Origin of the sequence: Pseudomonas sp. K5002 (assembly GCF_013386655.1) — a bacterium.
Classification (GTDB): Bacteria; Pseudomonadota; Gammaproteobacteria; order Pseudomonadales; family Pseudomonadaceae; genus Aquipseudomonas.
In genome coordinates this window covers 1-1,184 of sequence record NZ_JACARK010000839.1, presented here as the reverse complement: position 1 = coordinate 1,184, position 1,184 = coordinate 1, and the positions used below count along the sequence as shown (strand labels likewise).

Here is a 1,184-nt window from a genome sequence, read left to right as displayed (position 1 = left end):
CTCGGCCTGGTGCCACGCCCGCTGCTGGAGCGCAGTGCCCATCGCGATCAACTGGCGGCCATGCCACTGAAGGACTTCAAGCCGGTGATGGACCTGTGGCTGATCTACCCGCATTTCCTGGGCAACCTGCAAGGGCCGGTGGACGCGTTTGGCAAGCTGGTGGCGGCGTCGTTGCACAAGGTGCGCAATGCGGCGTGATATGAAAAAAAATAATAATTAGCTTAGATTAAAATGTGCTTTTTATTATTTTTGGTCATCCCCTAGGCTTGCCTGGAAGTCCTTAAGGCCATCCAGGAAGTTTTGCCATGAGCAGCGTCACCTCGATCTCCAGTGTCTCGAACAACGTCCGCCAGCGGGTTACCCCGGAAGAGTGGGAGGTGCGCGTTAAACTTGCGGCGGCCTATCGGCTGGCGGCCTTGTACAAGTGGACCGACCACATCTACACGCACTTCTCCGCCCGGGTGCCGGGGCCTGAGGAGCATTTCCTGATCAATGCCTACGGGCTGTTGTTCGATGAGATCAGCGCTTCGAATCTGGTCAAGGTGGATATCGACGGCACGATTGTCGATGACCCTACGGGCCTGGGGATCAACTATGCGGGCTATGTGATCCACAGCGCGATCCATGCGGCTCGCCACGATTTGCAGGCCGTGCTGCATACGCATACGCGGGACGGTATTGCGGTGTCGGCGCAGAAGGACGGGTTGTTGCCGATCTCCCAGCATTCCATCGGGTTTTCCGGGCGCGTTGCGTACCACGGGTATGAAGGTGTGGCCCTTGACCTGGATGAGCGTGAGCGGTTGGTGGCGGACCTGGGGGACAAGAGTGTGATGATCCTGCGCAACCATGGATTGCTGACGGCGGGGGTGAGTGTGGAGCATGCGTTCCAGCAGCTGCAGGGGCTGGAGCGGGCGTGCAATATCCAGATTGCGGCGCAGGCGGGGGGAAATGCCGAGTTGATCTTTCCGCCGGCGGAGGTGGTGGCCAAGGTGGAGAAGCAGGCAGAAGTGTTCAAGAGCGGGGATGGGCCGGGGGTGGCGCGGCACTGGAATGCGTTGATTCGGCAATTGGAGCGTACGGATACTGATTACAAACTTTGACGTTGTGGGGTTGGTATTTACGCTTGGTTGTGGGTGTATATCCGTTATTTGGGTGATGGCCGCCATTGGTTCCGCTCTTACAGC

At 58.4% G+C, this 1,184-nt stretch carries 1 protein-coding gene and 1 pseudogene; both read left to right on the top strand.

The features are described 5' to 3' along the window. Positions 1 to 198: pseudogene (locus HX846_RS29645) on the top strand (LysR family transcriptional regulator); the annotation flags it as partial. Positions 199 to 305: 107 nt separating this feature from the next. Next, a complete protein-coding gene (locus HX846_RS29640) occupies positions 306 to 1,100 on the top strand; it encodes a class II aldolase/adducin family protein (RefSeq protein WP_003211295.1) in 795 nt (264 codons plus the stop codon). Positions 1,101 to 1,184: the final 84 nt, after the last annotated feature.

Coding starts and splice junctions, on each gene's coding strand:
- HX846_RS29640 (WP_003211295.1), top strand. CDS start 306: ATGAGCAGCGTCACCTCGATCTCCAGTGTCTCGAACAACGTCCGCCAG.